The sequence below is a fragment of the Caulobacter sp. P1_B12_2 genome (genome assembly GCF_056406675.1).
Genome location: NZ_JBFTZS010000600.1, coordinates 1 through 2,218, shown reverse-complemented (window position 1 = coordinate 2,218; position 2,218 = coordinate 1). Strand labels below are relative to the sequence as shown.

1 protein-coding gene and 1 pseudogene are annotated in these 2,218 nt (G+C 70.2%); both read right to left on the bottom strand.

What is annotated here, in order from left to right; translation table 11 throughout:
* On the bottom strand, positions 1–1,808 hold a 1,808-nt coding region (locus AC1DZ6_RS23865), incomplete at its 3' end, for a glycoside hydrolase family 95 protein (RefSeq protein ID WP_477099589.1).
* A gap of 24 nt (positions 1,809–1,832) precedes the next feature.
* Positions 1,833–2,218, bottom strand: a pseudogene (locus tag AC1DZ6_RS23860) (lysophospholipase); the annotation flags it as partial.

The window sequence follows — 2,218 nt, the reverse complement described above, 5'->3', positions numbered from 1 at the left end:
ACGCCATACAGGTGCGAGACGTGGCGGTGATGGATGTCGGCCGCGTCGGCGTCCCAGTCCTCCTGCCACTCCTGAAGTTGGCCGTCCTTGCCGATCTTGTAGGGGGCCAGCTTGTCGCGCGCGGTCGCCACCTGGGCGCTGAACGCGGCGTCGATCCCCAGGATCGCGGCGGCCTTGATGCAGGCGGTGAACAGGTCGCGGATGATCGCCTGGTCCATGGTCGGACCGGCCACCAGGGACGAGCCGTGGCCGTGGCTGTTCTCCGGCGAGATCGACGGACTGGTCACCAGCTTGCCCGACTTGGGATCGACCACCAGGGCGTCGAGGAAGAACAGGGCCGAGCCGCGCATCAGCGGATAGACGTCGGCCAGATAGGCGCGGTCTCGGCAGTAGTCGTAGTGATCCCACAGATGCTTGCAGAGCCAGGCCCCGCCCGTGGGCCACACTCCGAACTTGGCGCCGTCGATCGGTCCGCTGGCCCGCCACAGGTCGGTGTTGTGGTGAGTGACCCAGCCGCGGGCGTTGTACATCACCTTGGCGGTGCGGGCGCCGGTGACCGACAGGTCGCGGACCATCTCGATCAGCGGCTTGACGCACTCGGCCAGGCCCGTGGGCTCGGCTGGCCAGTAGTTCATCTCGGTGTTGATGTTGATCGTGTACTTGCCGCCCCAGGGCGGCGAGGTCTTGTCGTTCCAGACGCCTTGCAGGTTGGCCGCCTGACCGCCGGGGCGCGAGCAGGCGATCAGCAGGTAGCGGCCGTACTGGTAGTACAGCGCCGCCAGGGCCGGATCGTCGGTGGTCTGCGAGACCTTGATGCGCTCGTCGGTCGGCTTCAGAGCCGCCGTGGTGGTCCCGAAGTCGACGCTCACCCGGCGGAACAGCGCCCGGTGATCGGTCTGATGGTTGGCGAGCAGCGTCCGCCAGGGTTTGGCCGWGGCCTTGGCCAGCACCGCGCGGTTGAGGGCCGTCGGGTCCCCGCTCACGTCGTCGAAGCGGCGATAGCTGGTGGCGGCGGCGATCAGCAGCACCACCTCGTCGGCGCCGACGACCGACAGCACGCCGTCCTTGCCCGTGAGCGTTCCGCCCTTGTTGAGCACCTGGACGCGGCACTCGAACTTCAGCTGGGCGGCGACGCCCTGCTGGGTGTCGTTGGCGCCGGACAGGACCAGGGTGTCGCGGCCCTCTAGGCTGGAGACCGGCTTGGACTTCAGCGGGCTGTCGAAAGCCAGGTCGACCGTGATCGCCCTGCCCTTGTCGGCGCTCAGCCGCACGGCGATGACGCGGTCCGGATAGCTGCCGATCACCTGGCGGGTGTAGCGAGTTCCCCCGACCGCGACTCGGGTCGTGGCGATCGCCCCGTCCAGSTCGAGATCGCGGACATAGTCGGTCGGCTGGCCGTCGAGGCCCGGGAAGGTCAGCTTCAGGTCGCCGATCGTCTGGTACGACATCTGGCGCTTGGGCGTGGCCATGAAGCGGGCGTCGGCCACCTCGGTCGCCTTGGCGTAGTCGCCGGCGTCGATCAGCGCCCGGATCTCCGGCAAGGCCTTCAAAGCCTCGGGATTGGCCGGGTCGTAGGGCCCGCCCGCCCACAGGGTGTCTTCGTTCAGCTGCAGCCGTTCGACCGCCACGCCGCCGAACACCATCGCGCCCATGCGACCCGAGCCGATCGGAAGGGCTTCCACCCACTCCTGGGCGGGTTGGCGATACCAGAGACGCAGCGGCGAGGCGCCGGCCGCCTTGGCGGGGGCGAGGCCGCCGGTCGCGACGCCGGCCGCCAGGGCCAGGGTGGTTCTACGGGTCAAGCGCACGACAAGGTCCTCGGGAGGCGGAAACTAGGGGATCAGAACCCGACTCAGGGCCGGTACGGCCTTGGCCAGGTCGGCGGTGACGATGGTCGCGAAATAGTCCGCGCCCGTCTCGCCCAGGTGAGTGTAGTCGAACGACAGCTTGGCCTGCCCCATCGGCTCGACGGCGGCGTTGTTCTGGCCCGGGCTGTTCTGCGGGGGCGGCGCGGCGGCTGGAGCGGCCCCGGCGGCGCCGGGCGCCGGCGTGCTGGCCGCGATCGTCGTGCCCGTGCGGGCCGCGTCCAGCACGTGGGCGGGCGGCGGGCTCTGRGCGAAGCGGGTGGCCTCGGCCGCGCCCATCTTCTGGACAGCCGCGGAACTGTCGGCGTGCAGGTCGACGAGGGGCGCGCCGGTCTCGGCGGCCACCTTGCGGG